The following is a 21,431-nucleotide window of genomic DNA, read 5'->3' as shown; positions in this document are numbered from 1 at the left end:
ACTTTATGAATATGCAGACAAAACATTAAAGTCGAGACTAAGCTCAATTGATGGTGTTGCCTCTGTTGACGTATTTGGTGGCCGTGAGAGACAAATTAATGTTGAACTAGACAACAACCTTCTCATTCAAAACTATCTTTCAATTCAAGATGTAATCTCTTCAATTGCAAGAAAAAACCTAAACGTTCCAGGTGGTTCAATTGACAGAAGTGATTCAAAAATTAACGTTCGATTTGTAGGTGAATTTGCTGATGTTAATGACATCGGCAATCTGGAAATTGTATCTCGTGAAGGTAAAATTCTAAAATTGAAAGAAATTGCAACAGTTACAGACAGCTATAAAAGAGTTGAAAAGATGGCCCTTTACAATGGAGAAGAGGTCGTTGGTCTGGATGTTAAAAAACTTTCTGATGGTGATGCTGTTAAGATCGTAAAAACGCTAAAAAAATCTCTTGAAGATATTAGAGCATCTCTCCCAGAAGGTATGACTCTAGAGCTAGCGCTAGATACGACTCAGGTAACTTTAGATGATACGATTAATACACTTAAAAGTATTGGTCTTGGGGTTATCCTAACAGTACTCATTCTCCTTACTTTTCTTGGTGATTGGAGAGGCGCGATTATCGCGGCCGTGGTTATCCCGACTTCCATTATTTCGACATTTTTCTTAATGGACATGTCAAACTTCACTATCAACATGATGACTCTTCTTGCTTTTGGTACATGTTTAGGGACACTCATTGCCAACGCTTTGATCATTATTGAAAACGTAAACAAACACCTTCTATTGGGTAAAGATTCTGTCAGCGCATCAGTAGATGGTACGAAAGAAGTTCTTCTTTCTGTATTCGCATCTTCAGGTACAAACCTTGTAGTATTCACTCCCCTAGCTTTTATGGGTGGGATTGTTGGTAAGTTCATGTTGCAATTTGGTATGACTGTTGTTTATACAACTCTCTTTTCAATTCTTGCATCAGTAACTCTAACACCAACACTTTGTGCTCTTTTACTTAAAGACCCTAGAACATTAAAAAGTCCATTTATGAAACTTTCAGGTTTTGTAGATAGAATTCTTGCTGCTGTAACAAGAGAATATAAAAGATTCTTTAATATGATGATGAAATTTCCAATCACGACAATCATCATTATGACAGCGATTTTCTTAACAGTAGTTTATCCAATTAAACGTCTGGGTGGAGAATTTGTTCCAAAATCAGATAAGGACCTTTTCAACATTAGTGTTTTGATGCCTGATGGAACTCCTGTTTCGAGAACGACAGAAATTGCCAAAATGATCGAGAAAAAAGCAAGAGAATATCCAGAAGTAAAATCGGTTCTAACAAACGTTGGATATGATGGTGAAGAAACAGCTCGTTTGTCTGTTAACCTTATCTCAAAGAGCGAAAGAACACGTGATTATAAAGTTTTAATGGATGATCTTCTTCCTAAAATTGCAATGATTCCTGAAGCTGAAATTACTCTATCAGGTGGTAGTTCTACAGCATCAAACTATGGTGATATCACTATTGATATTCGTGGAACAAGTTTCAAAGATATGGAAGACACAGCGATCAAAATGAAGCGTATTATGGAAAAAACAGGTTATTTCAGCTCAATTGAATCATCTTTCAAAGAGCCTAAAATGGAAGTGCGCTTTACTCCTGATCCAAAGTCTATGATTAAGCAAAATCTAACAAACTCAGAGGCCGGAACAGTCATTCGTGGACTTGTTAATGGTAACGACGATGCTACATATAAAGAAGGCGGAGAAGAATACGATATTAACGTAACTCTTGCTCCAGAGTTTAAGCAATCAATCGAAGACTTTGATAAATTTCTAATCTTAGGAAAAGACGGACTCCTTCCAATTTCAAAAGTTGGTAAAATTGAATATACAAAAGCAACATCTCCTCTCAAGAGAAGAGACAAGAGTAGAATTATTCAATTGAACGGTTATCTTGTTAAAGGTACACCAAGTGTTGTAACAAATGAGCTTAATGAGCAATTTGAAAAAGCAAATTTCCCAAATACTGTGAAGTATGCGTACACAGGTAACGCTGAAAACCAAAATGAATCAAACCAAGAGCTTGGTAAGGCCTTTATTCTAGCTGTAATTTTAACTTACATGCTTCTTGTGGCCGTACTTGATTCATTTGTTTTCCCTGTTTCAATTGGTTCATCAATTCTAACGTCATTTCTTGGTGTATTTCTTATGCTCTACTTCTTCGAACTTTCAATTAATATTGGTTCGATGATGGCCATTGTAATGGTTGTAGGTCTTGCGGTTAACAACGCGATCTTAATGATTGAGTATGCTCAGCAAAAACTGGAAGAAGGTGTTGAGATCGCAGAGGCCCTTTGGATTGGTGCTTCAGAGAAGCTAAAGCCAATTCTTATGACTTCTATTGCGATTATTGCCGGTACGGCCCCACAACTTTATGACCCAGATCAGATTAAGTCATCTATGGGTGCAGTAGTAATTGGCGGTATGATAGGTTCAATGTTCTTTACGTTCTTCATGGTTCCTTCGGTTCACTTGATTACGTATCGATTTAAGAGATTCTTTAAAAGAGTTCTCGCTGGTAAAGAGCCCGACTATCAATTAGATGAAAGCTTTTCCGAGTAAATACCTCGGGATAAAGGCCAGCTAATTTAAGCTGGCCTTTTTTTTCTCTTGAACTGAACAGCTGTCTAAATTATTGTATCAATATGCCTAAAGATATAAATAATCATATTCTCCTCGTTGATACAAAAGTTGCGAGACGTGACACTCTTGCCTCTCGTTTTCGTATGCAAGGTTTTACGGTTGATCTTGCAAATAGTGGCTTTCAAGCACTCAGTCTTATCGAAAACACTTATTACAAAAGCATTATTCTCTTAGATAATTTTCCAGATATGGGGGCCAATGAAACTATCGATCTTATAAGATCAATGGTTCCCAAAGAAAATTTACAAATCATTTTAGTGTCAAGAAACTCAGATCATGAGGAAGTAATGGAAGCGTATGCTCTAGGTGTTAATGAATATCTAGTTTACGATGAAAAAATCTTTATTCCACTACTTGAAAAAGTAAAATCATATAAATCACCAGGTGTTTATCAACGTCATTTTCTTGTGGAAAATCAATTAGATGATGCTCAAGAGATGGCAAAAGAAATCGATAAAAAATCCCAGCCTTGACACTCATTTATTTGCTCCCATCTTGCTATTAGCTATGAAGGAGCAAATATGAAAACACTTTCTGTATGTCAAAAATGTAATTCTCTAAATCAAGTAGATAGCGAAAAAGCAAAATCAAAAAAACCAACTTGTGGTAAATGCCAAAGCGAACTTCCTATGCACTCTCTCGTTTCTGAAGTTGATGCAAGTGCTCTAGAGAGAATTTTGAAAAAAGCAGACCGTCCCGTCATTGTTGATTTTTGGGCCTCATGGTGCGGACCTTGTAAGATGTATGGGCCAGAATTTGAAAAGGCCAGCACTATGACAGACAAGGCCATCTTTTTAAAAATCAACACTGAAACCAATCAGGCCCTAAGTGCAAAGCTTGGAATTAGAAGTATTCCCACAACAATCATTTTCAATCAAGGAAGTGAAATCAAACGTCAACCTGGCGCCCTATCGGCCAGTGGTGTGGTTTCTCTAATTTAAGACTCACAAAATTGGGAATCTCCAAATAGAAACAAAACAGTTTCAATTCAGGCTGATTCCCTTCATTGATATAAAGCCAGTACTGCTCTTCTGAATACTCATCATTATAAATTGTATCCCCAACTAGAGGATATCCAATCGATGCGAGATGAACACGTATCTGATGCAAACGACCTGTCACTGGATAAGCAACTCCAAGAATATAATCTTTAAAAGTTTCTATGCTGGATATTACTGTTTTTGATTTTTTACCACTTTTATCAATTTTTTGTTTCAAAGAAATAGAACTCAATCGATCGGTATCAATATTATTATCTATAACTCCTTCGCATAAGCGAGTTTGGTCTGAAATTTTCGTGAGAAAATAATATTTTTTTATGACTTGATTTGAATCAAATAATTGTCTTAAGTTCGTGGCCACTTTAGAGTTCTTAGCAAAACACAGTAGGCCACTTGTTTCTTTATCCAGCCTATGAACAGGATAGATCTTATGATTACAGTATTCTTCAATTAATACACTTGCAGCATTGAATAAGTGACGTCCTGTAGGGTGCGAGAGCATTCCGGCGGGTTTATTAATCACAACGATGTCATCGCTCTCAAAAACGATAGTATTTTTGATATCAAAAAAATTATTTTCATTAATATAAAATATTATTACTTTGTCTGATTCTACGATTCGCGAATGTGGAGCATTCTTTGTCTGTCTGGAAATAATTGAAATATTACCACCTCTGATCATCCTTTTTATGGATTCGCGTGATAAAGACTTTAAATAGCCCATAGCAAATTCATCTAAACGCTGGCCCTCCTCCTCTTTTTCAACAAGAAGGACAACTTCGGCCTTGGTATGAGTGTATTTTTTAGTGACTATCAACATATTTGTTTAAACTTTAGCCAATGCTATCAGAAGTTTTGCACTTTTTTACTACATATTTTCAAAAGATATGAATTTTACTGTCTAAAATTTGGCATCGACTTTGTATATATCTCAAACATCTGCTTGGAGGAAATTATGAATACAAAGAAAATTGCACTGACAATGTTTACCTTAACATTTGCGGCAGCCCCAATGTTTTACTTTGGTAAATCATTCGATTACAAAGATAGAGCACCTGCCTCTATTTATGAAGTAGACCTCCTGCATTTTGAAAACGTAAATCAGTCATTAGATTATTTTGAGTCTATTGGCAAAGACATCAAAAAAATTAAACAAATAAGAAAAGATATTCTTGAATCTAAAGAATCAAATCAAGCAAAGCTAGATGGGCTTAAAGATGTTCAAGAACAAATCGAAAAAATGAATAAAAACCTCGAGAAGGCCCTTATTAAAGATGTGGCCATTACGAAAGCTCAAAGAGATGAGCTTAAAGAGATTCACGAGGGAATTATTAAATCTGTCGAAGAAATCGATTCTTCCAAAGAAATTGCTTCATTAAAAGAAGAAATCGGCAGTGAAAGCGATGAGCAAAAGGACTGTAAAGCAAAAGAAAATCCAATTAAAAAATTGGCCTATGAATTTGATAAATTCTTTAAACAAAATGAAAGTATTCTTGCCATGTTTAGGACAACACCTACACAGCAAGGCCTAAATATTGGAAACCCGTTTCAACTTGTAAGTATGCAAGCTCAAATGCAAATGCAGTTACAAAACCAGATGCAGATGCAAATGCAAATGCAAATGCAGATTCAAATGCCAATGAATCCATTTAACCTCTTTGGTTTCAACCCACTATCGTCACTTGGAGGGAATCCTTCCTTCTCAAGGATGATGGCAATGGCGGCAACTAATACTCTTTTTAAACCTGCCAATGCATCGGCCCCTGTGATGGGAATGCGCATGGCCCAAGATGTTGTGGCCACAGATGTTGGGATTAGACCAAGTCTAAACTCTGGTCAAAAAAGAGAAAGTATCACTGTAGAAAGTTTTGACATCTTAAAATAACGTCTCCCCCCAAGCGAAAGAAGTGGAGTGCAAACTGTCTAATAGTTTGGCACTCCACTACTTTTTTACACATTGAGAATTCCATTGATATTCAATGCCCTGAAAATACATGTCAGTTCTTGGCACATCATTTGTATATATTAGATCATTACAATTACATAAAGCCTGGGGAGGATTTATGAAGAAGTCAGTGAACATGGCCGTTTTGGCATTTGCCTTATTATCGTCATCATATCTTGGTCAAGAAGCCAGAAAGATCCAATCACAACGTGCTCCTGCTAGTATCGTTGCAACAGCAGGAATAATGGCCTACATCCACCGTGATGACATCAAACAAAAATTTGAAGAAATTCAAACTAGAGCAGTTGAGATATTCAACTCAATGAAAGAAAAAAATAAAAAAGAACTTAGTCAAAATGAAGAACCTTCAAAGGTTGGAACTCCTGAAGAGCTCGTTACAGTAGTTGATGAAAAAATTGAAGAATCTGAATCAGATCTCAAAAAATTATATGAAGAGCAAAAAATTATCTCTGATGCACAAACTCAGCGTGCAGATGAGTTGGCCAAGGCCATCGACAAAATTGCTTCGGAAAAAGAAGAACTTCAAAAGCTAAAATCAGATTTAGAAGTCATGATTTCTGAAATAAAAACTTCTAATGATGAAATGAAAAAACAAATCGAAGAAAAAGATAAGGAAATTAGCGATCTAAAATGTATCGCAGATAAAAATAAATCTCTTGAGGAAGAAATTAAAAAACTTATTACTGAAAATGAAAAAGTTGCACAAAAAGTCGAAGAACTAGAGATCGCAAAAGAAGAAAAACGTGAAGAGAAACAAGAAGACAAAAAAGTAGCGAAAAAAGAGAGCAAAGAATCTGATAAGAAAAAAGAAAAACAAGAAGATCCAAGTGCTCTTGCAATGATTTTTGCGCAGATGATGGCCATGCAACAACAGCAGCAAGCGGCACAATTCGCTCAACCATTTTCAAATGTTGTTGGAATTAATTCACCATTCCAACAAACGGATAATATGTTTAATCAAATGATGATGCTTAGTATGCAAAAACAAATGTTCGAAAGCATCATGAATAAAAACTCTTATGGATGGACAGACATGTATCAATCTCCATGGGGTGGATTTAAACAACAAGGAATGAATACGTTTCCTCAAGGATACGCAGGACTAAGACAATACTCTATTATCGAAGATACTTATGGAATTGATCCATACATGGGCTCACTCCCATACCCTGGTGTAAGTTCAATCGGTGGTGCTTTTAACTTTGGTGGCAACCCGATGGACATGGCCGGATTCTAATTAAAAGACTTACTTCTCCCTCCCTCCCCTCATATTAATGGCCGAGTAATTTCGGCCATTATTATTTTTTTCTTGGAACTTTTTTCCGCTTTTTTCTAAAAGATTTCTCAATTTGTTCGATGAGACTAACGAGGTTGTCCAATGGATTGGAGAATCAAAACAAATGCAGTGGAAGCATGTTTAAAAGGATATAACAATGAAACAAGAAGTTGAGCTTAGGAAGTCCACGCGTGTCCTCATCAAAAAATGCCATGTTTGTGGAAATTTAATGGAAGCAGTTAGAGAGATTGAAAAGTGCGATTGTTGCGAAAAATCTTTCCTGCCATCAAATTACTTCTCTAAAGTGCATGCAAAGAACACGGAAGAGTTCAAAAACCTTTTTTGTTCAATTGATGAAATGCAAGAAGAAGACCTCATACGCGGTATTTCAGTTATTTGGTAAGCACATTTTGTGCTTACCATTACATCTCCCTAAATAACGCGTCGCCACTCACAATATTCCAAATATTTGAAACTCGTAAACTTACTTATCAATGCCTTTTCTCCGTGATATCTTTTACAGATGCACACACAAACACAATCCACATCGGCCCCTCAATTTTCACCAGTAATCACTCGCCTCTTTCAAAAAAGAGGGATGGGACCCAAAGAAATTTCTGAATTTCTGTCATGGGATCTTAAAAATTTACCCTCTCTAACTGATATGATCGATATGGATAAGGCCTGTGAGAGAATCATCAAAGCGATGGATCACAATGAGCTTATCGGAATTTACGGTGACTACGATGTCGACGGGACTACATCTTGTGCTCTATTTTTCCGCTTCTTTCAAATGATTGGACATAAAGTTGAACTTATTCAACCGAGCCGTTTTATCGAAGGATATGGTATTCACCCACCTTCCATTGATGCTGCTGTTGAAAAAGGGATAAAACTTCTTATTACTGTGGACTGCGGAATTACAAATAACGAAGCTGCTGACCATGCTAAGGCCATGGGACTAGATCTTATAATTACAGACCACCATAAAGATGCTCGCGATCAAATGCCTGATGCCTATGCTATCGTAAATCCAAATCGCAGAGATGAGCCGGAATCATCACCTTTAAGACCTCTTGCAGGTGTGGCCGTTGCTTTTGCCGTTTGTATGAGAGTTCGTGAACTTTTATTGGCTAGAGGAGAGAAGATTGAATCAATTTACCCTCTTCTTCAATATGTTGCGATTGGAACAATTTGCGATCTTGCAACTTTAACTCCTGCAAACTTAAAACTTGTTCGTCATGGCCTTAAACAAGTACCAACGACAAAGTATGAAGGAATAAAAGCATTTTTTACTCCAGATGAAAGAAAGCGTGGCTTTGTTCCAAGCGAGAAGCTTTCATTCAATATTGGGCCACTCATAAATTCAAAAGGAAGATTAGATCATCCAGAAATGGCCCTTAATCTTCTTATTAATGACGACTACCATGAGTGTGTAGGATTTTATAATCAACTTGAAATCTGTAACAAAGAAAGAAAGGCCATACAAAATGAAGTCTTTCTAGAAGCAAAAGAGCAAGTTCTCGATTCAATTCGTGATGAAGAGCATAGAATCAGTATTGTCTATGCACCACATTTTCATGAAGGTGTTATTGGAATTGTGGCCTCTAAACTTGTTGAAACTTTTAAAGTTCCTGCTGTTGTATTCTCAGATAGCGAACATGAGGGAATAATTAAAGCTTCGGCCAGAAGTGCTGGGCATTTGAATATGTTTGCCCTTTTAAATAACCTTTCTCACCTATTCATTAAATTTGGTGGTCATAAAGCGGCCGCAGGCCTTTCTATGCCTAAGGAAAATTTAGAAGAGTTTATGAATGGAATGAATGCTCAATTGGCAGAAATCCCTGCCATCGAAAGGACCGAGCAAGATTACTACGATGTAGATATTCTCCCACAGGAAATCACTCCAGCACTTCTTAGAGAGCTTGATAATCTCGAGCCTTTTGGAATGGGCAATGCAAAACCAATTTTTAAAATGAAAGACTTTGTCTTAGATTCCTATGATATTTTAAAAGATGTTCACGTTCGTTGGAATTTCAAATCAAATGACGGTAAACATAGATTGAAAGGAATTAGTTTCAACTATATCGGCAAATGGGGTCTTCAACACCCAGAAGATGTCTTCCAAGCACAACGCCTAGGTGGCCAATTGACGGCCTACTTCACTCTAGGAGTGAACCATTTTAATGGTAATCAATACATTCAACTAATGGTTGATAAAGTCAGCTCTGAAGACTTCTAACAAAAATCAAACGAAATCCTAAATCTACTTTATGCTTAGCTCCTGCTAGCATTTTAGTATTTGGAGGATTTCATTGATTGTAAGAGATCTTGAACATGGAATTGAACTTGACCTTGCTTTGCCTATTCTGGGTAAACTTATGTCAATTCCCACAGGGTCTAAAAATCACCAGAACATCCTTGTCGCCTTGGATTTCATCACAGCAGTTGCTAAGAATCATGTTGATGAAATTTTAGAAATCCCTTCTTCTCTCGATGACAATCCTCCACTTACAATTCTTCGCGTTCATGGTGAGACAAAAAGAAGAATGGCCTTTATCATGCACATTGATGCCGTCTCTAATAATACCAACTTTAAGATCGAAGATGATTTCTATATAGGTCAAGGCAGTGCTGACAATAAGGCCTCTATTGCATTGATTCTGACTCTCATTCAAACAGAACGATTTAAAGCAATTTCAAAATTTTATACTCTTGATTTTATCATCTCACCTAACGAAGAACTTGGTTCTCTTGGCCACCATGATAGTTTCAAGTACCTCTCAAATGATTTAGATTATGTCTTTGGGCTTGAACCTTCTCCATGTGAAGGGCACCTTATCAGTTCACGCAATGGAAATCGTTGGTACAATATCACTTTCCAAGGTATCGCTTCACATGCCGGCAGATTTGATGACCCTTCTCTGAACTCATGTCATGAAGCAAGTGTATTTATTTCTGAGCTCATGGCCAGCTTCTCATACTCCCATGAGTATAGAATCAATGTCGGCCATCTCGCGACAAATACATCTGGTTTTAATACTGTGCCAGAACAAACTACGCTTAAACTTGATACTCGCTTTAAAAAAATTGAACATGCCGATAAAATTGATCTAAAAATCAACGAACTTCTTCTTAAGAATTCATTTCGCTGTCATAAAACTGAGCGCATGACCTTTAAAGCGATCTCAATTGCAGATGATTGTCCTCCAATGGAAGAGAAGAAGATGCAAGGGCAGGATCTTGGAATCATAGAAAATCTAATTCAAAAATACGAACACACACCATTACAACTTATTCATTCAGGTGGGGCCGCTGATATTAACTATTTTGACGCTCGCTTTTCAAAACTTGATGGACTAGGACCTATTGGCGGGAAAATGCACACAAAAGATGAATTCATGAGTATTTCATCTTTAAAGACCCGAATATTTCTATTGAATGACTTAATAGAACAATTAGGCAATGTTAGGAGAGACTATTATGTTTTTAAGCGAAACACTACTTGATACCAAAGGTATTCAGTTCACTGAAACCGATGATGAGTATGCTATTTTTGACATCTTTAAAAGATCAAGACCTCATCTTAATATTTACGTTGAAACACCTAAGTACATTCTTAAAACCGCGAATACTTTCCCTGAATTTAAAAAGTTCTTTTCTCTAAGACATGCGATCTTTACTGGTGAATATGGAGCAAAAACAAAATCATCTCGCTATGATTTCGATGAGTATGATGCTCTTTGTGATCATCTTATCATTATCGATAGATCAAATGATGAAATTTGTGGCTACTATAGAATGATTAGTGATGTCTTCAGTCATTCCTTCTATTCTGAGTCGGAATTTAATATTGATAAAATAAAAGAATTATATGGGAACAAGCTTGAACTTGGAAGGGCCTGTATTGCTAAAGATCATCGCAATGGTCAAACAATAAGTCTTCTATGGAAAGGTATAGGAGAATATGCAAAGAACTTAAATTGCCGCTATATATTTGGCCTTTCATCACTTTCAACAGACTCTCTTTTGTTAGCGAGTGCTATGTATTTTCACTTTGAAAACAATGATCAAACCACGGCCATTCCTTTAGCGAGAGCAACTGGTGATTATAAAGTGTCCTTGGTCGTAGAAAATTTGGGTGATACAAATAATATAAATGAAGAAGTTCCAAATCTTCTAAAAATGTATATTGCTGCAGGTTCAAAAATAGTTGGTTACCCTGCCTATGACAGAGATTTTAATTGCTTTGATTTTCTTACAATGCTTGATTTAAATGAAGTTTCTCCAAGTTTTAAAAGAAGATACTTTTCATGAATCAACTAAAAGCATCTTTGAAGTTTGTTCAATTTACAATGGCCCTTGCAAGTTATTTCGCGACGGCCATTTTTGTAAATGTCTTTTCAACAAATAAAGAAAAACATCTTCAGTACGTAGTTTCTTTTTATTGCAAATTGGCCTTAAAAATATTCAACGTTAAACTGACAACAAATTTATACAAAAAAGAAGTAAAGGGCGCTCTTTTAGTAAGCAATCACCTTTCATATTTAGATATAATTGCAATATCTTCACTTATTCCTTCGAACTTCATCACTTCAACTGACATAGAAAGAACGCCCGTTCTTGGTCAAATTTGTAGATTGGCATCTTGTATATTTGTCGATAGAAGAGGCAGAATGAATAGGGCCAATGAATTATCTAAGATATCAAACAGACTCGAGTCTGGCGAAAATATTGTCATCTTCCCAGAAGCGACAAGTACAAATGGTGAAAAAATAATACCTTTTAAAAAAGGATTATTTGAGGCCGTCATTCAAAAAGATTTAATGATAAGTTCCTTGTGTGTTCAATATTTAAGAATCAACAATACCCCAGTAACAAGAGAGAATAGAGATATTGTCTGCTGGTATGGTGACATGGACTTTTTACCTCATCTTTGGCTCTTATTACAACAAAATGAAATCGTCATGAATCTCAATTATATCGAAGAATTTTTTGGTCTAAGTTTTGATAACACTTCAGAACTTGTTTCTAATATTGAGCAAAGTATCAGGAGTTCTTACTGCCCCATTGAACGTCATTCATAATAAGAATATAGTCAAAGAATGAAGAAAACTTATTCGCAAATTTGAAAATAATTTTTCTAAAAATCAAATTACGACTTAGCATTAATGCTAGCTTGACCCAAATGGCATAGTTTAAATAAATAAGTCCGATTTTTAATTTATGAATGAAACTAAAATTCTCAAAGTTCTTAGCGATGACAGTAGCGGCCTTCAATCCCAAAGATATACCTTCACCAGTAATACCATCTAGAAATTTGTAGGCATCTCCGACTAAGAAAACAGGTCCTTTTTTCATCGCCATAGAAACAGTATTAAAAGGCCCATAGGCCTTAAAATCGTTAAGTTTAGTTTTTCCTTTAACTTTATTAGAAAGCTCTGGGAAAAGATTAAAAAGCCTCTCCTCTAAGTAGGCACCTTTTTCAATACTCTTTTCAAACCAAAGAAAAGCAATTTCTATTTTATGATTACCGACAGGGGTGACATAGGCCTCAACTCCATTGTTCCAATAAACTTCAACTTTGTCACACCAAGGCTCACATTCGAAATGGACTCTGGCCCCCATTCTATGTTCACCTTTTCTTTTTACTTCAAGATCAAGTTTTCTTCTAAACGTAGAGTTTAATCCATCGCAAATAAAAACATAGTCAAATACTTCAAAATTATTATTTGTACTTATAGATACGGCTTTATCATAAAGGGAAAGTTCGTCCACTTTAGACTGATCTTTTAGAGTAATCTTTGAATCAAGAAGGGCCAATTGATGAAGCTTTGAAGATAGAACTTTCCTATCCATACCTAGACCTGGTCTTTTCAAACGTCCCTCAATGACATTGTCCCCATCAATATAGCGAACGCCAGAAAAAGAAAAAGATTCTTCATTGTTTACTTCAATACCAATTGTCTTTAAAAGCTCCACACCACTTGGCATAATACCCTGGCCACAGACCTTATCAACTGGCCATGTCCCTTTTTCAAAGACAGAAACATAATGTCCACTCTTAGCAAGTAAGATTGATAAATAAAGCCCAACTGGTCCGCCACCGATGATGGCCATTTTTTTAGACATTCTTTCCTTGGATATTGAAAACTTCTCTATATTTATTATGTTCAATTAGGCAGTGCTCTTCTAATCGTATTCTAAAGTAGAGAATGACAAAATTTGCTAGAGTAAAAAATAATGCGATTCCATAAAAAGATGCCATTAATGGTAATGCTGCAATTTCGAGTACAACACCTAAATAATTTGGATGACGAAAGTAGTTGTAGATTCCTTTTTTAATTGCAGGGGCTTCAGGCAAGATCACAATTCTCGTAGACCATCTTTTTCCCAAAGTCGAAATCGCTGTGATTCTTAAAAACTGACCAAAGACAAAAAAGACCAATGACCCATAAAAAAGCGCAGGATCAATTTGATAATCCATAAAAAATGCGCAGTATAAAATACTTGCGAGCCATGTAGTATGGAGAAGAACCATAAAAATATAGTTCTTCTCTGCAATTATTTTTCCACCAAGTCCAGTGATGTGCTTTTCATTACTTTTTGCAATGAAGAGCTCGATCAATCTTTGACAGGCAGTAAAGACAACAATGGCCTTAAAGATTAATTCCATTTAAATAATCCCATCTCTGCACTAAAGGCCGGTCCCATCGCTAAACTAAGCCCATAATGACCTTTAAGATCAGGTGTCCTGTGATCTAAGTTTCTTTTAAAAATATCTAGCACAGAAACAGAACTCATATTTCCATTCTCCGCTAAACTCTCCCAACTATGTTTTAGACCTCCTTGCGGAAGATCCAATACTTTCTCCATGGCCAGAAGAACTTTTGGCCCACCTGGGTGAGCAAAATAACTAGAAATATCTTTTAATTCTAGACCCTGTTTTGAGAGAAATGAATGTAGAGGAGCAGGAAGCTCTCCTTCTGTAACCTCTGGAACACCTTTACTAAGAATAATTTTTAATCCTTTTTCACCTACACCCCATCCCATCACTCTTTCAGTATCAGGAAAGAATACGCTTTCTGATGATAGCCACTGAAGATGTGCTTTTTTGGCCAATGGATGTTCATCACCAACCATTAAAACAGCTGCAGCACCATCACCAAACAATCCCGTTGAAACTAAATTAGCAGGGCTAACATCATCCATTTGAATCGTAAGAGAACAAAGCTCCACAGAAAAAAAGATCACGGCCTCTTTCGGATAGGCCTTAAGATAATCAGATACTCTATTGATACCTGCGACTCCCGCCATACAGCCAAGCCCTAAAAGAGGTACGCGTTTTGTATTTTTAGCAAAGGGAAGCAAATTCATAACTCTGGCCTCAAGACTTGGTATTGCAAATCCCGTAACAGTATTACTCCATAATGAGCTAATATCTGATGCCTCTAAATTATGAGTCTTAAGAATCTTAGTAATGGCCCCTGTTGCAAGTTTTAAAGCATTTTCAATGAAGAGATTATTTTTTTCATCAAAGCTTTTAAGCTCAAAGTACTTCTCTAGAGGAAGTGCAAGATGTCTTCCCTTTACAAGAACATTTGAATGAATTGATTCAACACGTGAAAGATTTGTTACCTTTCCCGACCAGGCCGTCGTTAATTTTTCAATAAGCTTTTCTTGTGTGTAATAGTTTTCTGGAAAACAAGTTTGGATATCAACTAAAAATGGCATAACGTCCTCTCTTACAATAATCTTTCGATTTTAATTTGAATGCGAATTTCATCTGACAACTTAGCAACAAGGATGCTTGGGTCAGGGATTTCCATTGTTTTTAATCCCCAAATTGTTTCACCTGATATAATCATTTTCCCGTTCTCTAAATGCTGTGACAATTCAATTTCAAATGGTTTTTCTTTTCCACGAATGTTAACTGAACCTTTGTACTTGTGTGTACGCGATTCTTTTAAAAATAATGGACCTGGAACTTTAACAATAATTTCAGGATAGTCAGTGTGAGATAAGCACAAATTATGAAGTTTAGTATCACGACTTTCATTATCAGTGTCCATAGTGGCCACTTTAATTTTAATAGTCATATCACTAAGTATCATGTGCTTCTCATCAAGCTTCGCCGTATAGGAAAACTCCTTCACATAACCATCAACATCTGATGCGAAAAGACCTGCTTTCGTACTTTCAACAATGAACTTCAGTTGTGAAGTCGCATTTTTTGCATCATCAAATGAGCTGTACTTCACAACTTCATTCAAATCTTTTGCATAAGTTGAAAAAGACAAAAATAGGAATAGAGATAAAATCATTTTCATCTTGGCTGCCCCCAAATTTTATAAGTTAAAAAATTATCCCATGATCTAGGCATAAAAGGAAACGCCGGGACTTCTTGAGAATAACTTTGGTATTTCTTATTTCTTCTTAATCTACGCTCTTTAAGTGAAGCGCCAAGTAAGATATAGGCCGTCCAAAAAAGTGACAAGTACAGTCGATCAATACTCACATTGGGACTGAACCAAATCATACCGATAAATGAGGCATAAATGGGATGGCGGCAAACACGGTAGGGACCATCACTTAACAATGTGTACTTTATCTTTTCGCCCTTTAAACTCTTCCACCACTCTTCAATTCCGCTTTGGCGAAACAGTCCCGTGGCCAGCATTGACCAGAACATGAATAGCCAGTTGAAGGCATAAAGTGCAATAACAACCCCTTCAGAAATCTGATCAAGGTTTAAAAGATTAGGCCCCATAGTGACCCAATAATTGTCCATCAAGACAATCCCAAGGCAAGCATGAAGGGAATAAAACGTCCCATAAAGAGCGTTGGGCATATATTGTAAAAACTTAACTTTTACCTTTGAATTAAGTAGCAAACTGTGAGGTGCACTAAAAAAGACAAGCAATGCCGTATTAATAACCAGCGCTAAAATTGGTGATTGGACTTCCAAGCGCCCAGAACTATTTAATAAAAAGAACCAAAGTCTTAAAATAGCATAGTGGAATAAGGCGATATTGAAGATCCCGATCCCAATAAAAACAAGCCTTTTACTCAATAACTCTTTCATAAAATTTTCCATTTTTTATCATGGCCTTTTGTTCGTCTTTCACAGTTTACGGAAAAATAGTAAAAGTTGATATCAGTCAATTTGCCTATTATACTGAAGTTACAATTACTTACACATAATATAGGTCAACCTTCCTATGAAAAAAGAACGATATCTCATTGGATTTTTACTCTTTGGAGTCGCACTGCTCACTATTCTAGACATGATCGAAGACTATTCCGAGGGGGCAGAAATCAGTCATTTATTCCTCGAGGGGGGAATTGCAATCTGTGCTCTTACAGCAATGATCTATCTCATCATGAGAATAAAGCGCGAGAAATATCTTACTAAAAAACTGACTGAAGAGAAAATCCTGCTTACAGAAATAGCTGAACAACACCATCAAAAGTCTAGAATTTTTATTGAGGGCCTAAGTGTCCAAATAGATCGCGAATTTGAGCAATGGTCACTATCCGATGCAGAAAGAGATGTGGCCCTTTTTCTTTTAAAAGGAATTGGTCCCAAGCAGATTGCTGAAATCAGAAATAGTAGTGAAAAAACTGTTCGTCACCAAATCAGCTCAATTTACAAAAAATCAGGACTTAAGGGAAGAGAAGAGCTCACTGCTCATTTTCTAGAAGATCTTCTCTCACCAATGGAAATGTAAAAAATGAAAAAGCATCAAATCTGGTCTGCCCTAATGACAATAGTTCTCATTCTATTAACCATTGGCGGTCTGATTTATGCCGATGATCTTGTTCAAAAAAATAAGGAAACAATCTTTCTAACCAGTGATGGGATTGAAAATTATGAACACTTTAAAGAGGCCTTCAATGAGAAGAACTTTATTGTGGCAAAGAAAGATTTCCCGAACGCTGTTAATGACGAAGATATTGCAACTTTTCAAGAAGAATTAGACAAGCTGCAAGAAAAGTGTGATGAACAATGTGAATTCATTACATCAAATTCACTACCTAATAACTTTGAAAGTATATTCCATCTCAGAGGCGACAATTTCCTTGGTGTCATTATTATGCTCTCTTTAGATGAGCATATAGTTAAAGATTTTTTCAAAAATATACAAAATTCACCCTACTGGGGAAAATATGGTCAGGAACTCCATCTCGTAGGTGTCCCCTACACTAATAGTCTTTTAAATAAATACTCTGAGAGTATTAAAAAGACACTTTTTCCCGCGCTTTTTATAGGAGTTCTCATCATCCTCATCGCAATTTTTAGGAGTTTGAAAACTGGACTGATCCTTTTCTTCCCTTGTCTGATGGCCTCTTCAATGAGTCTTAGTACGACGAAATTTTTCTTTCATGAATCAAATCTAATTAGCTCGATTGTCCCTCTTTTAATGTTTGTCATTAATCTCTCTTTGGTTCTTCATCTTTTTTATACGACATTGGAAAAGAAGGACTTCTCATTGGCACTCAAAGAAAAAATGAGACCGACTGTGCTCATGGTTATAACGACATTTATTGGTTTTCTCTCACTCTATTTTTCAGAGCTACAGGCCATTAGTCTCTTTGGTGTTCTCTCTGCTTTTCTTATCGTGGCCAGCGCATTGGTTTGTGTTCTATGGCTAAAAGGTGTCAATGATTCCATTGGCCTAATTCCAAAAGATCAGAAACAAAGTATCAAGCTCGATCTTTCAAAATATTTTGATCGTTTTTTCTCAGGAAAAAGCATACTACTCATTTCTTTTTTTGCCATTGTATTTGGAACTTATGCCTTTAAAGAAATTTCTATTCTTACAGATGCAACTCAATATTTTCCAAAAGACTCTGGTCTAAAAGAGAGCATCATCGATGTCTCACAAAACGTCCTAGGATCACCTTTAGTTGATATTGTTATTCATGAAGATCATGAATTTGATTTAGAAAAACTTAAAAATATTGATGAGGTGGAGACCGAGCTTCAAAAAAAGCTCTCAGAACTTGATGACCACTACAAAATGCTCTCACTTAATTTTTTTGTAAAAGGGGCCAATGAGGCCTATACCAAAGAGCGAGTTCTACCAAATCATATTATATCTTATCAAACTGTTCGCTCTAGAATTCCCGAATCAATTAAAGAAGGCTTTCCCCTTGAAAAAGACTACAGGATTACTATCCTTGGCCCTCCAATGAATGTAGCGAAATTTGAAGTCCTTCTTGCAGCAGTAGAAAGAACACTAACACAAAGAAAAATTAATCATTCATTTAATGGGCTGTACTATCATCTAATGATTGCGCAAAAGAAAATGATAACGACGTTATTCAAAAGCTTTCTTTTTAGTCTTATCATTATTTCTCTTATTGCTTACCTTACTTTTAAAAAGATTAAAGTGTTTTTTATCTTTATGTTCGTAAACATAATTCCAGTCTTTCTATCTTTTATTATTCTTAGAATCTTCAATTTGTCCTTTAATATTGCAACTGTCATGACTTACAGTATTTCATTAGGACTTATTGTTGATAGCTCTTTCCATATTTTGCACGTTCTAGAAAAAGAAGACATCACATATAATTATTTCTATAACACTGTTGTAAGACCAGTTTTGGGAGCGAGCCTTTTATTGAGTGCATGCTTTTTTATGTTTGCACTAAATGACTTCTTACCTATTCAACAATTTGGAATATGCTTGGGAATTATTATTTTTCTGGGTATGATTTTTGACTTAAAAATTCTTCCCTCTATTTTTCTAGGCAGAAAAAAGATATAAAAAAGGAACCCGAAGGTTCCTTTTTTTTATTTTCTTACGATTGTAACTTTTTCCATTACGACATCAGAAACGGGCTTATCCATATAATTAGTGTTTGTTACACCAATTTTTCTTACGATATCAAGACCATTAATAACTTTACCGAAAACAGTGTGACGACCATCTAAATGTGGAGTTGGTGCCAATGTAATGAAGAATTGTGAACCATTTGTTCCTGGACCTGCGTTGGCCATAGAAAGGATTCCTTCGCTATCGTGACGAAGAGCTGGAGTACACTCATCTTTAAACTTATAACCAGGACCACCCATTCCACTTCCATCTGGACATCCACCTTGGATAACGAAACCAGAGATAACTCTGTGGAAAGTTAGACCATCATAGTAAGGTCCCTCTTTCTTAGTTTCTTGTCTTCCTTCGGCCAGGTTAACAAAGTTCCAAACAGTTTCAGGACATTCTTTTGCATAAAGCTCTACTTCAAAATCTCCCATATTTGTTTGAAAGTTTGCATAAATTCTTTCTAATTCTTCTTTGTACTCTGATTTTTTTGTTCCACCTAAACCGAACATTGGACACTCCTTTTTATAATTTTCTGTGAATAATTTTTTTTCCGTTAATTACTTTTGGGATATTCTTTCCATAAAAATAAATTGCTTTTTTTCCAAAAAAGGCATCTAGGTTTATAGAAGGCTCTAACCCAGTTGTGAAATCACTATCGTATGGAGAGAACATCTCATAAGTTAAGAGTTCATAACTTCCATGATCAAGCCCATTGGCCTTAATTGCTTTTTGAAGATCAATTCTGGCCATACACAAAGAGGCAAAGACAGGAAATCCCTGCGTCATATCTTTTGAATCGAGCATCTTTTTAAGCTTCTTTATTTTTGTCTGCGAATTGATGTAATCATCGATCCATATAACGTGGACACGATTATAATTTGGTAATCTAAACAAGAAATTCCCTGCATGTACGCTATCTGAGACTTCAAAGAAAAATCTCTCAGCATCTTTGAAAGGGATAAAATCTAAGTTGCTTATAGCAAGAGATGACCATACTCGCGAGTTGTAAAGAAGTTGAAATTGAACAAGTTGCTCATAAGTAAATCCAAAACTCGATTTCATCTTTTGAAAATCGAGGTAACGCATACTTCTCGCTCTTCTACAACTTCCTTCCAAAGAGTAATTGGCCCACTGAGGTAGGATTGGAAGGAAATAGGTCACTATACCTGATTCAACATAGTACTCTTCCAAATTCCTGCGTTGTAATTTATTTGTATCTTCCTTCTTGCCCAAATTGGTGCAACCGAATGTGAGAATAAGAAGAAAAATTAAACTCAGTTTTTTCATGCGCGACTAAAAAACTTCATAATATCTTTTTCGATGGCCAAGATATCATTAAGTCCCTCTGCTAATGAGTAACGATCACCATGTTCTTTTTTTGTGGCGCCAAGAAAGTAAAATCCACTTTCACCTGTTTTTGCGTCACGAACCTCTGGATAATCCAATCCGTTATTAAAGCTTAGCTGTAAACCTCTGTAGGCAGTAACATCTTTTACATGACCTGTAGTCACAATTATAGCATCTGCACTAATTGTGATAAGTTCTTTATCTTCACTCAAATTTGGATTTCTGAAATTCACAGATTCACAAGTAACAAACATTCCTTCTCTATCAAGAAGTCTATCTACAGAAGATACAGAGTATCCTGTAAAAAATTCTACTTGCGAGCGAGGCTCAGCTGGTTTTGCAAGCTTTGCTCTCTCATAATCAGGAAGTTCTTTCCAGGCCACAACAGCTTTTTCAAATTCCATAATTTTCGAGATAAGTGTTTCTTTATTTCTTTCAATAACTCCACGGGCCTTTTCAAATATCCATTCCCTACCTATTGCACGAGAAAGTTTTTCGAAAAGATTCATTTCTGTCGTTACAATTTTTAAAGAACGAGAAGGATCAGCATAAACCCAATCACCATATACAGCTAATGTCGCTGCTGCAATTTCTCCCGTTCCCACAACTAGAATAGTTTTATGATGTGACGTTATTTCTTCAAAGTTTTTAATTCCTTGAAGACCGTAATAAATTGGACAGTTCTGGGCAAGAGACTTTTCATTAAGCGCAAAGCTCTGTCCTGCCCCCATTGGATTAGGATTCGAGAAAACACCTGTTGCATCAAGAACAATATCAAAATCTTCAAATGACTCCACTGGCATGGCCAATGAATCAAGAACATCCTGACCCAATTTTTCAAAGGTCTCTGGGTTCTCTTGCATTTGCTTTAAGACATTTTCTTTTGGATCGACACTATAAATGACACGAAACAAGTCGTGTAAACGATCCTTGCCCATTGGTGTTTCGCCCAGTGAAAGAAAACGCTTGTGAACACGAGTCACATCGGCCAACTTCACGAGCCCTCTTTCCATTAATGAACGGCCAATCGGAGTTAGATAATTCTCTAGATAGTCTTTGAATGATTTAATTTCATTTTGATCAAGGCCACAGATATCGAGACCTGTTTGAGTTAAATGATGTGATAGAAATTCTCCCGACTCGGGAAAATGAGTTGCTGCTAGTTTAACACTTCCCCCTAAGGCATCTCGGCTAAATAAAGTAACCGCTGCCCCTAGTGAATCAAAGTGTGCTGCTGCTTCTAGTCCTAACGGACCGCTTCCAATAATTGCTATTTTCATAGGCCTTTTTTAACACGACTTCC

The 21,431-nt window shown here is 36.2% G+C and carries 21 protein-coding genes; 12 read left to right on the top strand and 9 right to left on the bottom strand.

Features of this window, described 5'->3' with window-relative positions; genetic code table 11:
- From M899_RS07430 to trxA, 3 genes are all read left to right on the top strand, one after another.
- On the top strand, nt 1-2,626 hold a 2,626-nt coding region (locus tag M899_RS07430; protein ID WP_021270790.1), incomplete at its 5' end, for an efflux RND transporter permease subunit.
- A gap of 83 nt (nt 2,627-2,709) precedes the next feature.
- Entirely contained in the window at nt 2,710-3,180 is a 471-nt protein-coding gene (locus M899_RS07425; protein WP_021270803.1) for a response regulator, read from the top strand.
- 48 nt (nt 3,181-3,228) lie between these two features.
- Nucleotides 3,229-3,648 (top strand): thioredoxin, encoded by a 420-nt coding sequence (gene trxA, locus M899_RS07420; RefSeq protein ID WP_021270773.1) that lies wholly within the window; start codon nt 3,229-3,231, stop codon nt 3,646-3,648.
- Here the strand turns inward: trxA and M899_RS07415 are convergent.
- Nucleotides 3,596-4,528, bottom strand: coding sequence for a pseudouridine synthase (locus tag M899_RS07415; RefSeq protein ID WP_034728375.1), 933 nt, complete (start codon nt 4,526-4,528; stop codon nt 3,596-3,598). The genes trxA and M899_RS07415 overlap by 53 nt on opposite strands.
- A gap of 135 nt (nt 4,529-4,663) precedes the next feature.
- Between M899_RS07415 and M899_RS07410 the strand changes: the two genes are divergently transcribed.
- From M899_RS07410 to M899_RS07380, 7 genes are all read left to right on the top strand, one after another.
- On the top strand, nt 4,664-5,593 hold the full coding sequence (locus tag M899_RS07410; protein ID WP_021270766.1) for a hypothetical protein: 930 nt from the start codon (nt 4,664-4,666) through the stop codon (nt 5,591-5,593).
- 178 nt (nt 5,594-5,771) lie between these two features.
- Nucleotides 5,772-6,911: a hypothetical protein gene (locus M899_RS07405; protein WP_021270814.1), complete on the top strand. Its 1,140-nt coding sequence runs from the start codon at nt 5,772-5,774 to the stop codon at nt 6,909-6,911.
- Nucleotides 6,912-7,107: 196 nt separating this feature from the next.
- On the top strand, nt 7,108-7,353 hold the full coding sequence (locus M899_RS07400; RefSeq protein WP_021270775.1) for a hypothetical protein: 246 nt from the start codon (nt 7,108-7,110) through the stop codon (nt 7,351-7,353).
- Nucleotides 7,354-7,473: 120 nt separating this feature from the next.
- Nucleotides 7,474-9,192, top strand: a complete 1,719-nt coding sequence (gene recJ, locus M899_RS07395; protein WP_021270801.1) for a single-stranded-DNA-specific exonuclease RecJ — start codon at nt 7,474-7,476, stop codon at nt 9,190-9,192.
- Between the two features lie 73 nt (nt 9,193-9,265).
- Nucleotides 9,266-10,459 (top strand): M20/M25/M40 family metallo-hydrolase, encoded by a 1,194-nt coding sequence (locus M899_RS07390; protein WP_021270804.1) that lies wholly within the window; start codon nt 9,266-9,268, stop codon nt 10,457-10,459.
- Complete coding sequence (locus M899_RS07385) at nt 10,434-11,267, top strand: GNAT family N-acetyltransferase (protein WP_021270774.1); 834 nt, start codon at nt 10,434-10,436, stop codon at nt 11,265-11,267. Before M899_RS07390 ends, M899_RS07385 begins: the two co-directional genes overlap by 26 nt.
- Nucleotides 11,264-12,037: a lysophospholipid acyltransferase family protein gene (locus M899_RS07380; RefSeq protein ID WP_021270794.1), complete on the top strand. Its 774-nt coding sequence runs from the start codon at nt 11,264-11,266 to the stop codon at nt 12,035-12,037. Before M899_RS07385 ends, M899_RS07380 begins: the two co-directional genes overlap by 4 nt.
- On the opposite strand, the gene M899_RS07375 is transcribed toward M899_RS07380, so the two are convergent.
- The 5 genes from M899_RS07375 to M899_RS07355 are packed head-to-tail and all read right to left on the bottom strand — an operon-like array spanning nt 12,000 to nt 16,035.
- Nucleotides 12,000-13,082: an NAD(P)/FAD-dependent oxidoreductase gene (locus M899_RS07375; RefSeq protein WP_021270786.1), complete on the bottom strand. Its 1,083-nt coding sequence runs from the start codon at nt 13,080-13,082 to the stop codon at nt 12,000-12,002. The genes M899_RS07380 and M899_RS07375 overlap by 38 nt on opposite strands.
- Nucleotides 13,075-13,626 carry an isoprenylcysteine carboxyl methyltransferase family protein gene (locus tag M899_RS07370; protein WP_021270771.1) on the bottom strand — a complete coding sequence of 184 codons (552 nt, stop codon included), beginning with the start codon at nt 13,624-13,626 and terminating at the stop codon, nt 13,075-13,077. The genes M899_RS07375 and M899_RS07370 overlap by 8 nt, the downstream gene beginning before the upstream one ends.
- Nucleotides 13,617-14,684 (bottom strand): type III polyketide synthase, encoded by a 1,068-nt coding sequence (locus M899_RS07365; protein ID WP_021270797.1) that lies wholly within the window; start codon nt 14,682-14,684, stop codon nt 13,617-13,619. Before M899_RS07365 ends, M899_RS07370 begins: the two co-directional genes overlap by 10 nt.
- 11 nt (nt 14,685-14,695) lie before the next feature.
- Complete coding sequence (locus tag M899_RS07360) at nt 14,696-15,280, bottom strand: YceI family protein (protein ID WP_021270813.1); 585 nt, start codon at nt 15,278-15,280, stop codon at nt 14,696-14,698.
- Nucleotides 15,277-16,035, bottom strand: coding sequence for a methyltransferase family protein (locus tag M899_RS07355; protein WP_034728370.1), 759 nt, complete (start codon nt 16,033-16,035; stop codon nt 15,277-15,279). Before M899_RS07355 ends, M899_RS07360 begins: the two co-directional genes overlap by 4 nt.
- Before the next feature lie 136 nt (nt 16,036-16,171).
- Here M899_RS07355 and M899_RS07350 point away from each other — a divergent pair, with 136 nt between their 5' ends.
- Complete coding sequence (locus tag M899_RS07350) at nt 16,172-16,681, top strand: helix-turn-helix transcriptional regulator (RefSeq protein WP_021270799.1); 510 nt, start codon at nt 16,172-16,174, stop codon at nt 16,679-16,681.
- Between the two features lie 3 nt (nt 16,682-16,684).
- On the top strand, nt 16,685-18,724 hold the full coding sequence (locus tag M899_RS07345) for a hypothetical protein (RefSeq protein WP_021270780.1): 2,040 nt from the start codon (nt 16,685-16,687) through the stop codon (nt 18,722-18,724).
- Nucleotides 18,725-18,750: 26 nt separating this feature from the next.
- On the opposite strand, the gene M899_RS07340 is transcribed toward M899_RS07345, so the two are convergent.
- From M899_RS07340 to M899_RS07330, 3 genes are read right to left on the bottom strand one after another with little or no spacing between them, the layout of a single operon-like run.
- The gene (locus M899_RS07340) at nt 18,751-19,290 is read right to left on the bottom strand and encodes a peptidylprolyl isomerase (RefSeq protein ID WP_021270791.1); all 540 of its coding nucleotides are present in this window, start codon (nt 19,288-19,290) and stop codon (nt 18,751-18,753) included.
- A 13-nt stretch (nt 19,291-19,303) separates the two neighbouring features.
- Nucleotides 19,304-20,068 carry a hypothetical protein gene (locus tag M899_RS07335; protein ID WP_034728360.1) on the bottom strand — a complete coding sequence of 255 codons (765 nt, stop codon included), beginning with the start codon at nt 20,066-20,068 and terminating at the stop codon, nt 19,304-19,306.
- Nucleotides 20,065-21,408, bottom strand: coding sequence for a hypothetical protein (locus M899_RS07330; protein ID WP_021270810.1), 1,344 nt, complete (start codon nt 21,406-21,408; stop codon nt 20,065-20,067). Before M899_RS07330 ends, M899_RS07335 begins: the two co-directional genes overlap by 4 nt.
- Between the last annotated feature and the right edge of the window lie 23 nt (nt 21,409-21,431).

This window comes from Bacteriovorax sp. BSW11_IV, assembly GCF_000447755.1.
GTDB lineage: Bacteria > Bdellovibrionota > Bacteriovoracia > Bacteriovoracales > Bacteriovoracaceae > BSW11-IV.
This window is presented reverse-complemented; position numbering and strand designations above follow the sequence as displayed.

What these genes read in the sequence shown, in the direction of transcription:
- M899_RS07425 (WP_021270803.1), top strand. Translation starts at nt 2,710, where the DNA reads ATGCCTAAAGATATAAATAATCATATTCTCCTCGTTGATACAAAAGTT.
- trxA (WP_021270773.1), top strand. Translation starts at nt 3,229, where the DNA reads ATGAAAACACTTTCTGTATGTCAAAAATGTAATTCTCTAAATCAAGTA.
- M899_RS07415 (WP_034728375.1), bottom strand. Translation starts at nt 4,528, where the DNA reads ATGTTGATAGTCACTAAAAAATACACTCATACCAAGGCCGAAGTTGTC.
- M899_RS07410 (WP_021270766.1), top strand. Translation starts at nt 4,664, where the DNA reads ATGAATACAAAGAAAATTGCACTGACAATGTTTACCTTAACATTTGCG.
- M899_RS07405 (WP_021270814.1), top strand. Translation starts at nt 5,772, where the DNA reads ATGAAGAAGTCAGTGAACATGGCCGTTTTGGCATTTGCCTTATTATCG.
- M899_RS07400 (WP_021270775.1), top strand. Translation starts at nt 7,108, where the DNA reads ATGAAACAAGAAGTTGAGCTTAGGAAGTCCACGCGTGTCCTCATCAAA.
- recJ (WP_021270801.1), top strand. Translation starts at nt 7,474, where the DNA reads ATGCACACACAAACACAATCCACATCGGCCCCTCAATTTTCACCAGTA.
- M899_RS07385 (WP_021270774.1), top strand. Translation starts at nt 10,434, where the DNA reads ATGTTTTTAAGCGAAACACTACTTGATACCAAAGGTATTCAGTTCACT.
- M899_RS07380 (WP_021270794.1), top strand. Translation starts at nt 11,264, where the DNA reads ATGAATCAACTAAAAGCATCTTTGAAGTTTGTTCAATTTACAATGGCC.
- M899_RS07375 (WP_021270786.1), bottom strand. Translation starts at nt 13,082, where the DNA reads ATGTCTAAAAAAATGGCCATCATCGGTGGCGGACCAGTTGGGCTTTAT.
- M899_RS07370 (WP_021270771.1), bottom strand. Translation starts at nt 13,626, where the DNA reads ATGGAATTAATCTTTAAGGCCATTGTTGTCTTTACTGCCTGTCAAAGA.
- M899_RS07365 (WP_021270797.1), bottom strand. Translation starts at nt 14,684, where the DNA reads ATGCCATTTTTAGTTGATATCCAAACTTGTTTTCCAGAAAACTATTAC.
- M899_RS07360 (WP_021270813.1), bottom strand. Translation starts at nt 15,280, where the DNA reads ATGAAAATGATTTTATCTCTATTCCTATTTTTGTCTTTTTCAACTTAT.
- M899_RS07355 (WP_034728370.1), bottom strand. Translation starts at nt 16,035, where the DNA reads ATGAAAGAGTTATTGAGTAAAAGGCTTGTTTTTATTGGGATCGGGATC.
- M899_RS07350 (WP_021270799.1), top strand. Translation starts at nt 16,172, where the DNA reads ATGAAAAAAGAACGATATCTCATTGGATTTTTACTCTTTGGAGTCGCA.
- M899_RS07345 (WP_021270780.1), top strand. Translation starts at nt 16,685, where the DNA reads ATGAAAAAGCATCAAATCTGGTCTGCCCTAATGACAATAGTTCTCATT.
- M899_RS07340 (WP_021270791.1), bottom strand. Translation starts at nt 19,290, where the DNA reads ATGTTCGGTTTAGGTGGAACAAAAAAATCAGAGTACAAAGAAGAATTA.
- M899_RS07335 (WP_034728360.1), bottom strand. Translation starts at nt 20,068, where the DNA reads ATGAAAAAACTGAGTTTAATTTTTCTTCTTATTCTCACATTCGGTTGC.
- M899_RS07330 (WP_021270810.1), bottom strand. Translation starts at nt 21,408, where the DNA reads ATGAAAATAGCAATTATTGGAAGCGGTCCGTTAGGACTAGAAGCAGCA.